The organism is Rhizobium ecuadorense, assembly GCF_001187535.1.
Classification (GTDB): domain Bacteria; phylum Pseudomonadota; class Alphaproteobacteria; order Rhizobiales; family Rhizobiaceae; genus Rhizobium; species Rhizobium ecuadorense.
Genome location: NZ_LFIO01001107.1, coordinates 271,697 through 290,079 on the forward strand (window position 1 = coordinate 271,697; position 18,383 = coordinate 290,079).

Consider the following 18,383-nt stretch of genomic DNA (forward strand, 5'->3'; position numbering starts at 1 on the left):
TGTCTCCTGCCGTCTCACAGACATGGTCTTGCAATTAATCTTTTGCGGAATTTGCATGTCGACTCTTGCAGGTAGGTACGTTCGGACTCAAACGTCCTCCATCATTGCGACAACGGTCTGTTTCCTCGTCGTCGCCCTCGTCCTGACCGGCCTGATGGCGCATGTCGTCGTCACGATGACCCGGTCGGCGAATGAGATCGATGATGCGCGGGCCACGCGCGCCGCCCGCGCGGCGATCTCAGCCTTTGTGGCGCGCCTGAGCGGGACGACAACGGATAATGCCATATGGGACGATGCCTATGGTGCGGCCTCGTCTCCGACCGCCGCCGATTGGGCCTATGAAAATTGGGGAAAGACCAGCGAGGACTACGCGCTCTATGACGGCGCGGTCGTCATCGGCCCCGACCGGTCTTCGATCGTCTCCGCATATGCCAAGGGCAAACCGTTCGAGCCGACCGCCTTTTTCGGCGAAGGTTTTTTTCGGCAGACCAACGCGGCTGCCGATCCCGCTCGGGCGCCGGTGGTTAATTTCATCAAGACCGAAAGCGGTATCGCCCTGCTCGCATCGCAGGCGATCCAGCCATACGAGCCCACTACCGAGCTTCCGAAGCTCAGCACGCTGAGCTTCTACAAGGAATTTACGCCCGAAGTTCTCGACATGCTCTCGAACGAACATGAACTCGAAGGCCTGCACCTTGAGACGAAGCCCAGGCCGGAATTTCTGAACACGCCGATCACCGACATCAAAGGGGCCGTCATCGGCTATCTCGTCTGGCCGAGCAAAGCCCCTGGAAGCACCGTGTTTCAGCAGGTAGCGCCCTATGTCGCGGCCGCCGTCGCCATCCTTTCGCTGTTCCTGATCGGCGTGCTGATGGTCGGCGCATCCGAGGCGCGGCGCCTGCGCCAACTGGCGCAGGCAGCGCTTTTCGAAGCGGGCCATGACAGCCTGAGCGGCCTGTTGAACAGGCATGGACTTCTCAGCCTGCTGGCGGAGTTGGAGGGGCCGGGCTCTTCGCCGCCACGGCTCTATCTGGTCGACCTTGACGGCTTCAAGGCCGTCAACGATGCCTGGGGGCATGCGGTCGGCGACGATTTGATCAGACTGGTCTCGACCGCGCTGGTGGGCTGCCATCCCGACGTCATTGCCGCGGCCCGGCTGGGAGGCGACGAATTTGCGCTGGTGCATGTCGGGGCCGCGACCTGCGAAGAGATGGAAAAGACCATTCTGGCGCTGTTTGCCGACCCCTTCAAAATCGACGGCCGGACGATCGAAGTCGGCGCAAGCATCGGCGCTGCCGCCGGCGACGGAGATATCGAACCCTTGGAGCTTCTGCGCAGAGCGGATATGGCCCTCTATCGCGCCAAGGCAAACGGCCGAGGCCAGGCGATCGAATACGACCCCGAACTGGACGAGGAGCGCCAAAGGATCGCCGAACTGGAAGGCCTTTTGAAAGGCGCCATCGGCAGTGGTGCGATCGAGGCCGTTTTCCAGCCTCTCGTCTCTGCCACGACAGGCGCTGTCACCGGTCTTGAAGCGCTGGCGCGCTGGCGAACGCCGACAGGAAACATCAGCCCGGAAGTTTTCATCCCTCTCGCCGAGAGGTGCGGCCTCATCGATGCGCTCGGCGTTCACATGCTGAGAACATCGATCGAGCATGCCAGGAGCTGGCCGGATCTCGCATTGTCGGTCAACGTCTCGCCGATCCAGCTCTGCAATCCCGAATTTGCCGCCGAAGTGATTTCGGTCCTGAAGGAACTCGATTTCAATCCGAAGCGCCTGACTTTGGAGATCACCGAAGGCGTGCTGATGACGAATCCGGATCAGGCCCGCCGGTCGATAGACCAGCTCAAGCGCGTCGGCATAAAGTTCGCGCTCGATGATTTCGGCTGCGGCTACGCCAGCATCGGCGCCCTGCGCCAGTTCGGGTTCGATCGCATGAAGATCGACCGCTCGCTTGTATCCGCCCTCGATGAAGGCGCCAACGGCGCCGAGGTCCTTCGGGCGACCATTTCCCTGGCGACCGCCCTGCAGATTCCGGTGACCGCTGAGGGCATCGAGAACAGCCGCCAGGCGAAGATCTTGCGAGAGGCCGGCTGCGATCAGCTTCAGGGATATCTGATTGGCAGACCCATGTCGGCACGCGACATATCCAGCAAGCTGGAAGAGTCAGCCGCCTGACGCCGGGGATTCACCGCCGCTACGGCTGATCAGCGCTCCCGAACGGGTCACCACTGCAGGTCCAGCCGGTCCAGCCCGTGGAAATGGTAGACATCCTTGACCACGGGCGTCTTTGCCAGCTTCAGACCAGAAAGCCGCTCGAACAGAATCGGCAGCACGACGTTGAGTTCCAGCCGCGCCAGCGGCGCGCCGATGCAGAAATGAATGCCGGCGCCGAAGGAGAGGTTTGCCGCCTCGTTGCGGTCGGGCCGGAAGGCGAGGGGATCGGTGAATTTCGCCGGGTCGAGATTGGCGGCGGCGAGAATGAGGCTGACCTTGTCGCCGCGCTGGAAGGAGACGCCGTCGATTTCGGCAGGCTCCAGCGCCCAGCGCTGGAAGATGTGGACCGGCGCGCAGATGCGCAGGGTTTCCTCGACGGTGCGCTCCGTCGCCGCCTCGTCGCGGAAGAGGTTCGCCGGATCCGAGCCGCTCTCGAGGATGGTGCGCACGGAATTGCCGATCTGGTGCACGGTCGCCTCGTGCCCGGCATTGAGCAGCACGATCGTCGTCGAGATCAGCTCTTCCTCTGTCAGATACTGCCCCTTGTGCTCGGTATGGATCATGTGGGTCAGCAGGTCGTCGCGCGGTTCGGCGCGGCGTTCGGCGATGACAGTCCTGACATAGTCGAAAAATTCCTTCGCCGCCCGTTCGGCCTCGTCCTCCTGCGCACGCGTGCGGCCGAACATGTACATACGGACATAGGCGTGCGACCAGGCGAGCAGCCGCGGTCCCATCTCCTCGGGAATGCCGATCATCCGCGCGATCATCGTCACCGGGATGATGTCGGCAAAGGCCGATAGCAGCTCGACCTCACCCTTGTCGGCGAAGCCGTCGATCAGCCGGTTGGCGAGTTCGGCAAGCTCCGGCTTCATCTTCTCGACATGCCGGGAGACAAAGGCGCGGTTGACGAGCGTGCGCAGCCGCGTGTGCTCGGGCGGTTCGAGTTCGAGCAGGGAATAACGTTCCGAGAGATCGAAACTGGCAAGATGCGGCATCGGCTCGGCAAGCCCGAGCTCCTCGCGGCTGGCGATATGCAGAATCTGCCGGCCGAAGCGGCGGTCGCGCAGCAGCCCGTTCACATGGTCGTAGCCGGTGAAGAACCATTGCTTCTGCTCGCGCCAGTAGAAGGTCGGGCAATGGGCGTGCAGGGCGGCATAGACGGCATTCGGGTTGCCGTAGAAGGCAGGATTGCGGGCATCCAGCGAGACGTGGCGGCTGGCGGGGTCGATTGAGAGAAAGGGCGGTATCATCATGACCCGAAGGCTTAGCGGATTTGCCGGGCCTCGGAAAGATGGCGGGGTGAGGGCGAGCCATCCTGAAACGACGCGCCCGCAGGACGCGCCGATCACATTAAAATCCGTGCCTAACCCCGTGGATTGATTCCAGTTTTCCGGTTAGCCGGCGCGCGACAGCGTGCCCATGCGCCGCAGCGCCTCGACTTGGTCGTCGACCGTCGGCACGAGTTCGCCTGCGGTGGTGCTGGGCGTCGCCGGTGCCGGGGCTGCGGCCTCCGCTTCGCCGAAGGTAACCGTGCAGTTGCGGCCGGCGCCCTTCGCCGCATAGAGCGCCCGGTCGGCGGCCGAGATCAATTTGTCGATATTGGCTTCGATCGAGGAGGCGAGCGCGATGCCGATGCTGACGGTGGCCGGGACGATCGCTTCGCCGGTGCTGACGGGCAGGCGGCAGAATTCGGTGCGGATCGCTTCGGCGATCGCCTCGGCTTCGGTCTGGTCCGCAACTGCGGCGAAGGCTGCGAATTCCTCGCCGCCCATACGGCCGAAGATGTTGTTCGGAATATATTGGCGGGCCATGCGCGCGAATGCGGTCAGCACGGCATCGCCGGACTGGTGGCCGAAACGGTCGTTGACGCGCTTGAAATGGTCGAGATCGAAGAGCATCACCGCGACCTGGCGCTGCTCGTCATGGGCTTTTTCCTGGATGGCGTCGAAATAACCGAGCAGGCCGCGGCGGTTGAGCACGCCGGTCAGCGAATCGGTCAGGGTGAGGGCGCGCAGGTGCCGTTCGGATCGCTCCATGATCAGCCGGCAGGTGAAGGCGAAGGCGATGGTGAGCAGGAAGGCGCTTGCCATGGCCGAGGCGCCGCCGAGATTGGTTGCCTCGATATCGCTCGGCAGCGTCAGCGCCATCGTCAGCGCCGAGCCGAAGCACAGGCAGCCCTGGATGACGAAGACGCCCATCAGTTTGACGCGGGTACGCTCACGGCGCATGTCGCCGGCGGCGACCGCCAGGGCAAGCGCCGTCGCACCCGTCGCCGAAGCGAGATTGTAGAGCACCACGCGGTTTGAATAGTCGCTGTTGACCCAGGGCAGGAAGACCCCGGCCAGCCAGATTACCGGCGGCAGCAGCGCCCACCATTCGATCTTCTTGCGGTCAAGCGCCAGAAAACCCGCCACCCAGGCGCTCTGGCCGAGCAGTGCGATGGCATTGCCGATCTCGATGGACAGCAGGCTGGGGACCTGCTCACGCAGCGCGATCATCGCAAAGCCGATGCCGGTCAGAAGGAAGCCGAGGCCCCAATAGAGATAGGCCTCGTTCCTGACATTGTGGCGCCAGGCGACGAACAGCACCAAAGCGAGCGTCATGGCCTCGGAACACCAGATGGCGAGACCTGTAGCGATATTGAACACGGCAGCAACCCCTTGCCCGTCGGCCTTATAAGTCGGCCCCGATTTATTGGCCTGCATCCTTGCCGAGGAAGTTCGCCACTTCCTTAATGCTGCTGCGCTGCGGCATGATTTTACGCCGATATCTGCCGGTAGGCTTTCCCTAGGGTAAACGTGCGTGAGCACTCTCGAATGGAGTAAGCATTCCTTCATCCTGTCGCGGAGAAAAGCCGGGGAGGGCGGTGCCATGGGCTCGCCGTTAACAGGCGCTTGTTGGAAAGAGGCTACCAGCTAAACCCGTCTTGCCCCGGCTTCTTAACGTTATCCGCATGCGTGTCTTGAAGAGGAGGGCCGGGACACTCTATGTAGGGATAAGACATTTTCTTTGATTCCCGGCGCCGGCCGGCGAGACGTTGACAAAGGACGCACATGAGAAACCCAGTCGATACCGCAATGGCCCTCGTGCCGATGGTCGTGGAACAGACCAACCGCGGTGAACGCTCCTACGACATCTATTCCCGCCTGTTGAAGGAACGCATCATCTTCCTGACCGGTGCCGTTGAAGACCATATGGCGACGCTCGTCTGCGCCCAGCTTCTCTTCCTCGAAGCCGAAAACCCGAAGAAGGAAATCGCCCTCTACATCAATTCGCCGGGCGGTGTCGTGACTGCCGGCATGGCGATCTACGACACGATGCAGTTCATCAAGCCGGCGGTTTCGACGCTCTGCATCGGCCAGGCCGCCTCCATGGGCTCGCTGCTGCTGGCCGCCGGCCACAAGGACATGCGCTTCGCCACGCCGAATTCCCGCATCATGGTGCATCAGCCCTCGGGCGGCTTCCAGGGGCAGGCTTCGGACATCGAGCGCCACGCCCGCGACATCCTCAAGATGAAGCGCCGCCTGAACGAGGTCTATGTCAAGCACACCGGCCGCACCTACGAGGAAGTTGAAAAGACGCTCGATCGTGACCATTTCATGGATGCGGACGAAGCCCAGGGCTGGGGCGTGATCGACAAGGTTCTGACCTCGCGCCTCGAAATGGAAGGCGAGCAGGCCTAGTAATTAATTGGGATGGTGTTTTCGTCGCCACAGTTCTATCTCATTTGTGATCGAACAAGGCTTTCAACTGGCGACGAAGACGCTAATAGTAGCCATTAATGCTATGTTGAATTTTTATGACATAGCATTCGGCATTCGAAGGGGAATTCGTTGCCGCCGGAACCCGGACATAATTGGGCCCGGTTCGTACCCCCTGAAGCCCTTCTCGGCAAAGGCTCCGATAACGGAGTGCCGCCAGGAGCTGATTGAGTGGACCGCGATTTCGCCTTGAAATGCGGCGTGCTGGAAGGAAAGTGATATGAGCAAGGTCAGCGGCAGCAACGGCGGCGACTCCAAGAACACACTCTATTGTTCGTTCTGCGGAAAGAGCCAGCACGAAGTCCGGAAACTGATTGCCGGGCCGACCGTCTTCATCTGCGATGAATGCGTCGAATTGTGCATGGACATCATCCGCGAGGAGAACAAGTCCTCGATGGTCAAGTCCCGCGACGGCGTTCCGACGCCCCAGGACATCATCAAGGTTCTCGACGAATATGTCATCGGCCAGCGGCAGGCGAAAAAGATCCTGTCGGTCGCCGTTCACAACCATTACAAGCGCCTGGCGCACGCCTCCAAGAACGGCGAAGTCGAGCTGGCGAAGTCGAACATCATGCTGGTCGGCCCGACCGGCTGCGGCAAGACCTATCTCGCCCAGACGCTCGCCCGCATCATCGACGTTCCCTTCACCATGGCCGATGCGACGACGCTGACCGAAGCCGGCTATGTCGGCGAGGATGTCGAAAACATCATCCTGAAGCTCCTGCAGTCGGCCGACTACAATGTCGAGCGCGCGCAGCGCGGCATCGTCTACATCGACGAAGTCGACAAGATTTCGCGCAAGTCCGACAATCCGTCGATCACCCGCGACGTCTCGGGCGAGGGCGTGCAGCAGGCGCTCTTGAAGATCATGGAAGGCACGGTCGCTTCCGTTCCGCCGCAGGGCGGCCGCAAGCACCCGCAGCAGGAATTCCTGCAGGTCGACACGACCAACATCCTGTTCATCTGCGGCGGTGCCTTTGCCGGTCTCGACAAGATCATCTCCGCCCGCGGCGAGAAGACGTCGATCGGCTTCGGCGCGACCGTCAAGGCCCAGGACGACCGCCGCGTCGGCGAAGTCCTGCGCGAGCTGGAGCCGGAAGACCTGGTCAAGTTCGGTCTCATTCCCGAGTTCATCGGCCGTCTGCCGGTTCTGGCGACGCTCGAGGATCTCGACGAGGATGCGCTGATCCAGATCCTGTCCGAGCCGAAGAACGCGCTGATCAAGCAGTATCAGCGGCTGTTCGAGATGGAAGACGTGGAGCTGACCTTCCACGAGGATGCCCTGCGCGAAATCGCCCGCAAGGCGATCGTCCGCAAGACCGGCGCCCGCGGCCTTCGCTCGATCATGGAGAAGATCCTGCTCGACACGATGTTCGAACTTCCGACGCTGGAAGGCGTGCGCGAAGTCGTCATCTCCGAGGAAGTGGTGCGCGGTTCAGCCCGTCCGCTTTACATCTATGCCGATCGTCAGGAAGAAAAGGCCAACGCTTCGGCGTAACCTTTTGCGCTTTCGCACGATTATTTTGGGGGCTTGCCATCGGCAGGCCCCTTTCTATTTGAAAAACCATCCGAGGCACTGTTAGTATTTTGCCGGTGGGAGCCGGAATTGACTTTGCCGATGTTGGGAAGGGGCCGATGTTGCGCAAGGAAGAGTGGTTGGGCAATGATGCCGTGATTCCGTAAGCCCATTGTCGGCGCTTGTATTTTAGCCGATCAAAAATGGTAAGCGCCGGTCCAGCCACGCGCTTCATAGTGTTGGCGTTCCGTTGTAATAAAGCTGTCACATCCGGGGAACGCGGGCGTTAGCGTGGCTTGAAAAGCGTAGTCAGAACCTCCACTTGTAGCAACAAGTGAGAGTGCGGCCGGTCCCAAGCGGCCGTGCAGAGAGCCCGGCAACGGGACGATGGAAAGGACTTAAAAATGACGAAGAAAACGTCTGTAGCGAGCAGTACTGCCTACCCTGTTCTGCCTTTGCGCGACATCGTGGTTTTCCCGCATATGATCGTGCCGCTGTTCGTCGGACGGGAAAAGTCGATCCGTGCGCTCGAAGAGGTCATGGGTTCCGACAAGCAGATCATGCTCGTGACGCAGATCAACGCCAGTGACGACGATCCGGATCCCTCCGCGATCCACAAGGTCGGCACCGTGGCGAACGTATTGCAGCTCTTGAAGCTGCCCGACGGCACCGTCAAGGTTCTGGTCGAAGGCCGCGCCCGCGCCGAGATCGACACCTATACCAGCCGCGAGGATTTCTATGAGGCGCTCGGCCACGTGCTTGAGGAGCCGCATGACGATCCGGTCGAACTGGAAGCCTTGTCGCGTTCGGTCGTCTCCGAATTCGAGAGCTATGTGAAGCTCAACAAGAAGATTTCGCCTGAAGTGGTCGGCGCTGCCAGCCAGATCGACGACTATTCCAAGCTCGCCGATACGGTTGCTTCGCATCTGTCGATCAAGATCACCGAGAAGCAGGAGATGCTGGAAACCACCAGCGTCAAGGCCCGCCTCGAAAAGGCCCTCGGCTTCATGGAAGGCGAGATTTCGGTCCTGCAGGTCGAAAAGCGCATCCGCTCGCGCGTCAAGCGCCAGATGGAAAAGACCCAGCGCGAATACTACCTGAACGAACAGATGAAGGCGATCCAGAAGGAACTCGGCGACGGCGAGGAAGGCCGCGACGAGATGAGCGAACTGGAAGAGCGCATCTCCAAGACCAAGCTGTCCAAGGAGGCCCGTGAAAAGGCCGATGCGGAGCTGAAGAAGCTGCGTCAGATGAGCCCGATGTCGGCCGAGGCCACCGTCGTGCGCAATTATCTGGATTGGCTGCTCGGCATTCCCTGGGGCAAGAAGTCGAAGATCAAGGCCGATCTCAACAATGCCGAGAAGATCCTCGAAGCCGATCACTTCGGTCTCGACAAGGTCAAGGAGCGTATTGTCGAATATCTGGCCGTGCAGGCCCGCGCCACCAAGATCAAGGGTCCGATCCTGTGCCTCGTCGGCCCTCCGGGTGTCGGCAAGACCTCGCTCGCCCAGTCGATCGCCAAGGCGACCGGCCGCGAGTATGTCCGTATGGCGCTGGGCGGCGTTCGCGACGAAGCCGAAATCCGCGGTCACCGCCGCACCTATATCGGCTCGATGCCCGGCAAGGTCATCCAGTCGATGAAGAAGGCCAAGAAGTCCAACCCGCTGTTCCTGCTCGACGAGATCGACAAGCTCGGCCAGGACTATCGCGGCGATCCGTCTTCGGCGCTGCTCGAGGTGCTGGATCCGGCGCAGAACTCGACCTTCATGGACCACTACCTGGAAGTCGAATACGACCTGTCGGACGTGATGTTCATCACCACGGCGAATACGCTGAACATCCCGGCGCCGCTGATGGACCGCATGGAGATCATCCGTATCGCTGGCTACACCGAAGATGAAAAGCGCGAGATCGCCAAGCGGCATCTGCTGCCGAAGGCCATCAAGGAACATGCGTTGCAGCCGGAAGAATTCTCGGTCAGCGACGACGCCCTGATGGCGATCAGCCAGCAGTACACCCGTGAAGCCGGTGTGCGCAGCTTCGAACGCGAACTGATGAAGCTCGCCCGCAAGGCGGTCACCGAGATCATCAAGGGCAAGACGAAGTCCGTGCATGTGACGGCTGCCAACATCTCCGACTATCTGGGCGTCCCGCGCTTCCGCCATGGCGAAGCCGAGGGCGAGGATCAGGTCGGCGTTGTCACCGGTCTTGCCTGGACGGAAGTCGGCGGCGAACTGCTGACCATCGAAGGCGTGATGATGCCGGGCAAGGGCCGCATGACGGTCACCGGCAATCTGAAGGAAGTCATGAAGGAATCGATCTCGGCAGCGGCCTCCTATGTCCGCTCGCGTGCTGTCGATTTCGGCATCGAGCCGCCGCGCTTCGACAAGAGCGACATCCACGTGCACGTGCCGGAAGGCGCGACGCCGAAGGATGGCCCCTCGGCCGGCGTCGCCATGGCGACCGCGATCGTTTCGATCATGACCGGTATCCCGGTGAACAGGCACGTGGCCATGACCGGTGAAATCACCCTTCGCGGCCGTGTGCTGCCGATCGGCGGTCTCAAGGAAAAGCTGCTCGCAGCGCTTCGCGGCGGCATCAAGAAGGTGCTGATTCCGGAGGAGAACGCCAAGGACCTGGCGGAGATCCCGGATAATGTGAAGAACAGCATGGAGATCATCCCGGTGTCCCGCATGGGCGAGGTGATCAAGCATGCGCTGATCCGGCGGCCGGAGCCGATCGAATGGGACGGCACGGTGGAAACGCCTGTCATCACCTCGGTCGAAGGCCTCGATGAGACGGGCGCAACCATAGCGCATTGAGTGGCCCAGGCCACATTTATGCCCCATTGGCTGAAAAGACGGAAAAAGGCTGGCGAAAACGCCAGCCTTTTTTGTGAAAACGTCATGGAGACGCTTGCTTTTCCTTGATTTGCAGGGCTTTTGGGTTCCCGGCGGGCCTGATGAAACCTATTCTGCGCCTAGCTTACTTTTGAGTCGTTTCGTACCATTTAGAAAGGGGTGGAAACATGAACAAGAATGAACTCGTGTCCGCAGTCGCCGAAAAGGCAGGACTGACGAAGTCTGACGCGGCTTCCGCTGTTGACGCGGTTTTTGACGTTGTCCAGGGTGAACTCAAGAACAAGGGCGACATCCGTCTCGCCGGGTTCGGCAGCTTCACCGTTTCTCATCGTGCCGCATCGAAGGGCCGTAACCCGTCGACGGGCGCTGAAGTCGACATTCCGGCTCGCAACGTGCCGAAGTTCACGCCCGGCAAGGGTCTGAAGGACGCCGTCAACGGCTGATCTGAGATTATCCGCCAGCCGTAAACGAGACCGGCTGCGCAGGATTTGGAAGGGGTTCGGCTTTGCCGGACCCCTTTTTGATTTCGCCGCTTGCCGCATGCGACGCTTTGTTTTACCAACAGAGCTGTTCTCAGGGCGGGGTGAAACTCCCCACCGGCGGTAAGGGTTTCGGCCCGAGCCCGCGAGCGCTTTGCCGAGCTGTCGCTCGGGAGAGGTCAGCAGATCCGGTGCGATTCCGGAGCCGACGGTATAGTCCGGATGAAAGAGAATGAGCATGGCCGCGTGCGGGCAGGGGACTGCCGGCGTCAGCGTGCCGTCGCCTCATGCGTCCTGATTTATGTTGGTCCCTGCATAATTCCCTAAATCGGAATCGATTTAGGGAGGAAATTATGCAGCAATTCAAAGTGCTACAGCGTCCTTTGCGCGTCTGAAAGGACGCGCGGCGCTGTAGGTTTGGATGAAAGACATGAGTCAGAATTCCCTTGCGCTAGAGCCGTCCCGCGCCGTTGTCGGTGCTCTCTGGATGGTCCTTGCCGGCATCGCCTTTTCGCTGCTCAACGTCGTCACCCAATGGCTGACGATGAAGCTTGCCTTTCCCTCGGCCTCGGCAGCCTTCTGGCAATATGGCTTCGCCTTCGCATTTTCGCTGCCCTTCCTTCGCAGGCTCGGCCTGGCGGCGATGCGCACGCACTATCCCTGGCGTCACCTCGCGCGCGTCGTGCTTGCCGCGCTCGGCGTCGAGGCCTGGGTGGCGGGCCTTGCTTCGGTGCCGATCTGGCAGGCTATCGCACTGGTGATGACCTCGCCCTTCTTCATCATTCTCGGCGCCCGGCTTTTCCTCGGCGAGCGCGTCGGTCCGGCCCGCTGGGCGGCGACCGCGGCCGGTTTCACTGGCGCGATGATCATCCTGCAGCCATGGTCGGACGGCTTTGGCTGGGCAGCACTGCTGCCGGTGCTCTCGGCGCTGCTGTGGGGCGCCTCGTCGCTGATCACCAAGAGCCTGACGGGCATCGAGCGACCGGAGACGATCACCGTCTGGCTGCTCGTGCTGCTGACCCCGATAAACGGCGGGCTGGCGCTGGCGGCGGGCTTTGCAGTGCCGACGGGTGCAACGCTTGCCTTGTTCCTGCTGGCGGGGCTGCTGACCGCCGTCGCGCAGTATTTCCTGACGCTTGCCTATGCCGCAGCCGATGCCGCCTACGTCCAGCCCTTCGACGATCTGAAGCTGCCGCTGAATGTGCTCGCCGGCTGGCTGTTCTTCGGTTATGCGCCGGCGGGCTACCTCTGGCTCGGAGCAGCCCTCATCCTTGCCGCCTCGCTCTTCATCATGCGCGACGAGATGCGCAGGGAGCGGCAACCCGCCTGAGCTGATCCGGCGCAAAATGTCGCCTTTGTCATGCCTCTGTCATGCTGCTCCCGCAGAAAACCCATGTTTCGACCATTCGACACATGGGGGATTTCATGACCATTTCATCGCGCAAGGCAGCGCTTGCTGCCGTGCTTCTCGCTTCCGTTGCCTTCCCGGCCGCCGCTGAACCGGTCTTCAACCGCATCGCGTCCTTCCCGGTCGCGCAGAACCTGCCTGATGCCAAGGACAAGCTGTCGCCGAGCTCGGCCGAGATCATCACCGCGACCGACGACGGCAATACGCTGATCTATAGCGACAGCCCGCTCGGCGCGATCGGCTTCATCGACATCACCGACGCCAAGGCCCCGAAATCAGGCGGCGCGCTGATGATGGACGGCGAGCCGACATCGGTCACCTCGAGCGCCGGCAAGGCACTGGTCGCCGTCAACACCTCCGAAAGCAAGGCCAAGCCCTCGGGCCGTCTGGCGATCGTCGACGTGGCGACGAGGACGATCGAAAACAGCTGCGATCTCGGCGGCCAGCCGGATTCGATCGCGCTCAACAAGGACAAGACGCTCGGCGCCATCGCGATCGAAAACGAGCGCGACGAAGAGGTCAATGACGGCAAGATCCCGCAGATGCCGGCCGGCGATCTCGTCGTCTTCCAGGTCAAGAACGGCACCGTCGATTGCGCCACCATCAAGCACGTGGCGCTGACCGGTCTCGCCGGTGTCGCGCCCGAAGATCCGGAGCCGGAATTCGTCGCCTTCAACGGCCTGAACGAGATCGCCCTGACGCTGCAGGAAAACAACGAGATCGTCATCATCGACGCCACTACGGCGCAGGTGAAAACGCATTTCTCCGCCGGCAGCGTCGATCTCACCGGCATCGACACCAAGCGTGACGGCGCCCTGAAATTCACCGGCGAATTGAAGGGCGTGCCGCGTGAGCCCGACGCCGCGAAATGGCTTGATGACAACCGCCTCGTCGTCGCCAATGAAGGCGACTATCAGGGCGGTTCGCGCGGTTTCACCATCTTCGACAAGACGGGCAAGCTTCTCTACGAATCGGGCGCATCCTTCGAACGCGCCGTCGCCCATATCGGCCACTATCCGGAAAGCCGTTCGGGATCGAAGGGCGTCGAGCCGGAAGGCCTCGAAGCGGCAAAATTCGGCGATGAGCAGTATTTCTTCCTGCTCGCCGAGCGCGCCTCGGTCGTCGGCGTCTATAAGGATACCGGCGCCGATCCAGAACTCGTGCAACTGCTGCCGTCGGGCATTTCGCCGGAAGGCGGGATCGCCATTCCCCAGCGCAATCTTTTTGCCACCGCCAACGAACTGGACCTCGGCAAGGATGGCGGCGCACGCTCGCATGTGATGATCTACCAGCGCTCGGAAGGCGAGAAAGCCTATCCGCAGATCGTCTCTGCTGACAAAGACGGCAATCCGATCGGCTTTGCAGCCCTTTCGGGCCTTGCCGCCGTGCCGGGCAAGCCAGGCATGCTTTATGCCGTCAGCGACAGCGTTCTCGGCGCGCAGCCGACGATATACACGATCGATGCCAGCAATAAGCCGGCTGTCATCACCGACGCTCTGATCGTCAAGCGTGACGGCGCCCCGGCCCAGAAGCTCGACATCGAAGGTATCGCGGTGGCTGCCGACGGTTCTTTCTGGCTGGCCTCGGAAGGCTACAGCGAACGTCTCGTCCCGCACGCCCTCTATAACGTCAACGCCAAGGGCGACATCAAGGCCGAGATCGCCCTGCCGAAGGAGCTTGCCGCCAACGAAATCCGCTACGGCTTCGAAGGGGTGACGATTATCGGCACCGGCGACGACGCCACGCTCTGGATGGCGGTGCAGCGCGAGTGGGCTGACGACGAGAAGGGCTTCGTCAAGCTCGTCTCCTACAATCCGAAAAAGAAGGAATGGGGCGCCGTGCGCTATCCGCTCGACAAGACGGAAAGCGGCTGGGTCGGCCTGTCGGAGATTTCGGCGCAGGGCGACAGCGTCTACATCATCGAGCGCGACAACCTCGTCGGCGATGCTGCGAAGCTGAAGAAGCTCTACAAGGTGGCGATCTCGGAGCTGAAGCCCGCCAAGCTCGGCGGTGAACTGCCGGTCGTCAAGAAGACCGAAGCCCACGACTTCCTCGGCGAACTCAAGAGCGCAACCAACGGCTACGTGCTCGACAAGCTCGAAGGCTTCACCTTCGACGCCTCAGGCAAGCCCTACGCCGTCACCGACAATGACGGCGTCAGCGATTCCTCCGGCGAGACGCTGTTTTTCCCGGTGGAACTGAGCGCCACGAACTGAGTTGCGATAGAGGGGGAAAAGCCCCTCACCCTAACCCTCTCCCCGTGAAAAACGGGGAGAGGGGACGTGCCTTGCGAGAGGTAGGAGGGGAACCGAGAGGTTGCGGCATATCCCCTTCGCCCCGTTTACGGGGAGAAGGTGCAGGCAGGCGGATGAGGGGCGGCTCTCCGTCGTGCCACAGCCCTCAAAAACAAGCAGCCGCACCCTACCAGCGCTGATGGACATGCGGCGCGATCAGCCGCTCGTAGATCTCGCGTGTCGTCGCCATGACATCGGCCGACAGCGGCGCAAGATCGGCGGCGGCCGCATTGGCTCTTGCCTGTTCGCCATTGCGGGCGCCGGGGATGACGACGGTGACGGCGTCAGCCATCAGGATCCAGCGCAGTGCAAAGGCGGCCATGGTGGCGCCTGAGGGCACCAGCTTGCGCACCTCTTCCACCGCCTGCAGGCCGACCTCGAAGGGCACGCCGGCAAAGGTTTCGCCGACATCGAAAGCTTCGCCGTGGCGGTTGAAGTTGCGGTGGTCGTCGCTGGCAAAGTGGGTCTCCCGGGTAATCTTGCCGGAGAGAAGGCCGCTGGCCAGCGGCACGCGGGCGATGATCGCCACATTCCTGCGGCGCGCTTCCTGGAAGAACAGGTGGTCGGGGCGCTGGCGGAAGATGTTGTAGATGATCTGGATGCTGACGACGCCCGGATATTCGATCGCTTTCAGCCCGTCCTCGACCTTTTCGACGCTGACGCCGTAACCCTTGATCTTGCCGGCCTTCTGCAGCGCATCGAGACTTTCGAAGACCTCCGGCTGATAAAACACCTCGCGTGGCGGGCAGTGAAGCTGCACAAGGTCGAGGCTGTCGACGGCAAGATTCGCAAGGCTGCGGTCGATGAAGCCTTCGAGGTTCGCCTTGGTATAGCCTTCGGCAACATGCGGGTTGAGCCGGCGGCCCGCCTTTGTGGCGACCATCGGCCGTTCGCCGCCGCGCGCCTTCAGCACGTCGGCGATGATCTTTTCCGAGCGGCCGTCGCCATAAACGTCAGCCGTATCGATGAAGGTCATGCCGGCATCGAGCGCGGCATTCAGCGCCGCGCGTCCATCCGCCTCGCTGATATCGCCCCAGGAGCCGCCGATCTGCCAGGCGCCGAAGCCGACATTGGTGATCGTGAAGGGCATGCGGCCGAAAGCATGGTGTTTCATGAGAAATTCTCCAGGTGATGAAAGAAATTGGCGTATCAGCCGGGCGAGGATGCGGCAATTGCCGATCCGGCCTTGATCGGTCGCCTCGATGAAATATCGTCAGGTGACAAGGCTTCAACCGCAATGGAATGGAAAAGGAAAGATCATGGAGATCAAACCCGCCGGCTCTCGCCCCTCGATGACGCCGCCGGCCGACTATTTCACCGGCGCCGTTCGCCAGGACCCGCTGATGGAGACGCCCGAACCGGCCCGGATGCGGGCAACCTCCGTCACCTTCGAACCCGGCGCCCGCACCGCCTGGCATACGCATCCGCTCGGCCAGACGCTGATCGTCACCTCTGGCAGGGGTCTCGTCCAGAGCTGGGGCGGTGAGATCAGCGAGATTCGCGCCGGCGACACGGTGTGGTTTTCGCCGGGCGAAAAACATTGGCACGGCGCTGCCCCGGATACGGCGATGACGCACATCGCCATTCACGAGGCGCTGGACGGCAGGCATGTCGACTGGATGGAGCAGGTCAGCGACGCGCAATATTCCGGCAAAAGCTGATCAGAGCCGCTTCAGGCAATAGGAAAAATGCGCATGTGATTCGACCGTCAGGAATTCGAATTGCCAGCCGTAATCCTTGCAGAATTTGGTGACCGCCTCGACGACGCCATAGACGATCGGCTTGACCGTATTGCCGGTGCAGAAATCATGCCCGGCGATGCGCCCCGTCCGCTTCACCTTCTTTTCGCAGAGCAGCAGTTCCTGCCAGGTGAGCTCGAAGGAATGATCGGTGTCGATATAGGCCCAGTCGAGGAAATCGTCCTCGAATTCGGCGAGTTTCTCCAGCGATGTGCCTTGCATCAGATGCAGCAGGCCGGCCTCGATCTCGGCCGCGAATTTCGTATGGATCGCATCGAGGCCGGAGCTGTAGCGATCCATCGACCAGGGATCGATGAGGTAGAGCTGCGCCGGGCGATTCTTTTCCAGGATCTCGGCCGTATATTCGCCGAAGGCAGCGCCCACTTCGACGCCGATGCCACCGTTCGGGATGCGGTAGAGCAGCTCGCCGCGATCGGGCAGCAGACGGGCGTTTTCCATATGATGGGCGCTGAGCGGGGTGCGCGGCATGCTCGCCCGGAGCGCCTGCCTGTCTTCACGTGTCTTCATCTCTGATCTCGGAATGCGGGCGTCTGACGGCCCTGATGCGGTCTGCGGGGAACGTAGGAGCAGCGGACCTCGATGACAACCACATGACGGGAATTTGCTTCTTTCGAACAAATCGCTAAGTTTCACCTGTGGACTGACGAGAGCCCCGGGAGGAGCGATTTCATGAGACGCATGTGGCCTGAAGAGTTCAACGCCATCATCAACGGAGCCGAGGAGGTAATGTTGGAAGCACCCGCAGAGGCCGGCGAAGCACCGCTGCATCGCAAGGCGCTGAAGGCGCGCATCAGCATGGCGGATTACGAGCGGATCTGGCCGCTGGCCGAGATGCGCTTCCGGCTTGGCGAGGAAGCCCTGGAAGGCAAGGCCATCACACTGATCACCACCAACCCCCATTACCACGCCTGGCACCCGAAGGACGGCGGCAGCGTCGAATCCATGTCCGACAGCGGCCGCCATTACAAGACGGATTATCTCGTCGTGCACTTCCTGCTCGACGACGTGAAGGAAACATCCCCCGCCTGAGCTGCTTGAGTCCGGCGCCGGCCGCAAGCCTGCGCCGGCTCTTGTTGACGCCGAGTTGATCCAGACGCTGATGACAACGGCGGCGATATCGCTAAGTTTGGCGGATATGTTCCGACCAAAATTGGAGGTTCCCGTGACGGGCAACGTGCTGGATATCCCTGTCAAGTCAGTGGACGGTCGTGAGACCACGCTCAACGAATACAAGGGCAGGGTGCTGTTGGTCGTCAACGTCGCCTCGAAATGCGGGCTCACGCCGCAATATGAAGGGCTGGAAAAGCTCTATGGCGAAAAGCGCGAACGCGGTTTCGTCATCGCTGCTTTCCCCGCCAACGATTTCAAGGGCCAGGAACCCGGCACCGACGCCGAGATCCTCGATTTCTGTACCAGCACCTATGACGTCACCTTCCCGATTTTCTCGAAGATTTCGGTCAAGGGCGAGAGCCAGCACCCGCTCTACCGGCAGCTGACCAAATCGGGCGTGAAGACCACAGGCGACGGCCCGATGCGCGAGCGCCTGAAATCCCATGGCATATCGGGCGGCGACGAGGACGATATCCTCTGGAACTTCGAAAAATTCCTGATCGGCCGCGACGGCAAGATCGCTGCCCGATTCGCGCCTGACGTAACGGCCGATGATTCGCGGTTGGTTTCGGCGGTGGAGAAGGAATTGGCGAAGGGGTGAATGGTCGGCGCTGAGCCCGGCTGTTACGATTCTAAAGCATGTCGCGCAAAGTGTGCAGCGGTTTTGCGGCAACGACAGGCGTAAAACAAAGAGCTAAAGCGCGAGGAGCGAATCTGAAAGATCGCGACGCGCTTTAGAACGCCACTTCGGAATCCCGAAATTCCCCGCTTCGGGATTCCGAAATTCGCCGAGCTTTGCGCGGTGTCGACAGAAAAAATCATGCAATGATTTCAATCCCGCAACCAATTTCGGGATTCCGAAGGGCTATATAGAGTCTGGTGGGAAGTCTGAGCGAAGGCACTTGGTCACGATCAGAAACTCTGTCGCAGTCAAAAAGCGATGGACGCCGTCGGGCTGGCAAGCGCGACTGGACCA

The 18,383-nt window shown here is 61.4% G+C and carries 14 protein-coding genes and 1 riboswitch; of the genes, 10 read left to right on the top strand and 4 right to left on the bottom strand.

The features are described 5' to 3' along the window. Window positions 1-55 precede the first annotated feature (55 nt). Complete coding sequence (locus AF337_RS23510) at window positions 56-2,179, top strand: bifunctional diguanylate cyclase/phosphodiesterase (protein ID WP_049734038.1); 2,124 nt, start codon at window positions 56-58, stop codon at window positions 2,177-2,179. Window positions 2,180-2,226: 47 nt separating this feature from the next. Here the strand turns inward: AF337_RS23510 and AF337_RS23515 are convergent, their stop codons facing one another. Continuing rightward, window positions 2,227-3,471, bottom strand: coding sequence for a cytochrome P450 (locus AF337_RS23515; RefSeq protein WP_049734039.1), 1,245 nt, complete (start codon window positions 3,469-3,471; stop codon window positions 2,227-2,229). A gap of 141 nt (window positions 3,472-3,612) precedes the next feature. Further along, the gene (locus AF337_RS23520; RefSeq protein ID WP_049734149.1) at window positions 3,613-4,866 is read right to left on the bottom strand and encodes a GGDEF domain-containing protein; all 1,254 of its coding nucleotides are present in this window, start codon (window positions 4,864-4,866) and stop codon (window positions 3,613-3,615) included. A 405-nt stretch (window positions 4,867-5,271) separates the two neighbouring features. On the opposite strand from AF337_RS23520, the gene clpP reads away from it, so the two are divergent. From clpP to AF337_RS23550, 6 genes are all read left to right on the top strand, one after another. Continuing rightward, window positions 5,272-5,901: an ATP-dependent Clp endopeptidase proteolytic subunit ClpP gene (gene clpP / locus AF337_RS23525; protein WP_003573944.1), complete on the top strand. Its 630-nt coding sequence runs from the start codon at window positions 5,272-5,274 to the stop codon at window positions 5,899-5,901. A 298-nt stretch (window positions 5,902-6,199) separates the two neighbouring features. Next, on the top strand, window positions 6,200-7,477 hold the full coding sequence (gene clpX, locus AF337_RS23530; RefSeq protein WP_003573940.1) for an ATP-dependent Clp protease ATP-binding subunit ClpX: 1,278 nt from the start codon (window positions 6,200-6,202) through the stop codon (window positions 7,475-7,477). 422 nt (window positions 7,478-7,899) lie between these two features. Continuing rightward, window positions 7,900-10,317, top strand: coding sequence for an endopeptidase La (lon, locus tag AF337_RS23535; RefSeq protein WP_049734040.1), 2,418 nt, complete (start codon window positions 7,900-7,902; stop codon window positions 10,315-10,317). Window positions 10,318-10,523: 206 nt separating this feature from the next. After that, complete coding sequence (hupB, locus tag AF337_RS23540; protein ID WP_003573937.1) at window positions 10,524-10,799, top strand: DNA-binding protein HupB; 276 nt, start codon at window positions 10,524-10,526, stop codon at window positions 10,797-10,799. 122 nt (window positions 10,800-10,921) lie between these two features. After that, a riboswitch (FMN riboswitch) is annotated at window positions 10,922-11,073 on the top strand. 183 nt (window positions 11,074-11,256) lie between these two features. Then, window positions 11,257-12,165, top strand: a complete 909-nt coding sequence (gene ribN, locus AF337_RS23545) for a riboflavin transporter RibN (RefSeq protein ID WP_425287896.1) — start codon at window positions 11,257-11,259, stop codon at window positions 12,163-12,165. A gap of 95 nt (window positions 12,166-12,260) precedes the next feature. Next, a complete protein-coding gene (locus AF337_RS23550) occupies window positions 12,261-14,459 on the top strand; it encodes an esterase-like activity of phytase family protein (RefSeq protein ID WP_049734150.1) in 2,199 nt (732 codons plus the stop codon). Between the two features lie 205 nt (window positions 14,460-14,664). Here AF337_RS23550 and AF337_RS23555 read toward each other — a convergent pair whose 3' ends face one another. Then, complete coding sequence (locus tag AF337_RS23555; protein WP_049734042.1) at window positions 14,665-15,651, bottom strand: aldo/keto reductase; 987 nt, start codon at window positions 15,649-15,651, stop codon at window positions 14,665-14,667. Window positions 15,652-15,796: 145 nt separating this feature from the next. Between AF337_RS23555 and AF337_RS23560 the strand changes: the two genes are divergently transcribed. Then, complete coding sequence (locus tag AF337_RS23560) at window positions 15,797-16,198, top strand: (R)-mandelonitrile lyase (protein WP_049734043.1); 402 nt, start codon at window positions 15,797-15,799, stop codon at window positions 16,196-16,198. Here the strand turns inward: AF337_RS23560 and AF337_RS23565 are convergent, their stop codons facing one another. After that, window positions 16,199-16,804, bottom strand: a complete 606-nt coding sequence (locus AF337_RS23565) for a class I SAM-dependent methyltransferase (RefSeq protein ID WP_049734044.1) — start codon at window positions 16,802-16,804, stop codon at window positions 16,199-16,201. Window positions 16,805-16,966: 162 nt separating this feature from the next. Here AF337_RS23565 and AF337_RS23570 point away from each other — a divergent pair, with 162 nt between their 5' ends. Together AF337_RS23570 and AF337_RS23575 are read left to right on the top strand one after the other, a co-directional pair. After that, window positions 16,967-17,326 (top strand): hypothetical protein, encoded by a 360-nt coding sequence (locus AF337_RS23570; protein WP_049734045.1) that lies wholly within the window; start codon window positions 16,967-16,969, stop codon window positions 17,324-17,326. A 133-nt stretch (window positions 17,327-17,459) separates the two neighbouring features. Then, entirely contained in the window at window positions 17,460-18,008 is a 549-nt protein-coding gene (locus AF337_RS23575; RefSeq protein ID WP_049734046.1) for a glutathione peroxidase, read from the top strand. Window positions 18,009-18,383 lie beyond the last annotated feature (375 nt).